This is a genomic window from Gilvimarinus sp. 1_MG-2023, from assembly GCF_030548285.1.
Map to the genome: position 1 here is coordinate 1 of NZ_JAUOSC010000135.1, position 456 is coordinate 456.

Annotated in this window: 1 protein-coding gene; it reads left to right on the plus strand. The window is 52.6% G+C overall.

Annotated elements, in window-relative coordinates:
* Positions 1-456, plus strand: a 456-nt coding sequence (locus Q4563_RS16090; protein ID WP_303605190.1) for a transposase, incomplete at both ends; no start/stop codon positions are given.

Here is a 456-nt window from a genome sequence, read left to right on the forward strand (position 1 = left end):
CCTCTGATCAAGCAGATCACCGAAGCGGCATTAGGTGCTGAACTGGATGAACATCTGGGGCAGGATTCCCAGCCTAATCGTAAAAACGGGGCCTCTCGCAAAACCATTAAAACGGCTTCCGGGTCCTTTGAGCTGGAGACGCCACGGGATCGTAATGGCTCCTTTGAACCCCAGACCGTTAAAAAGTACCAGACCCGACTCACCGATGAGATGGAGCGCAATATTATCTCTCTGTTCGCTCTCGGGAACAGCTACCAGAGCATCCGGGAATACCTACTGGAGATGTACGGTACCGAGGTCTCTAACGGCACCATTAACGCCATTACCGACCGCTTGGTGCCTGAACTTAGAGCTTGGCAGGAACGTGAGCTGGAAGCGGTGTATCCGTTTGTCTGGCTGGATGCCATCCACTACAAAATCAAAGAAAATGGCCGCTTCGTCTCGAAAGCCCTGTAC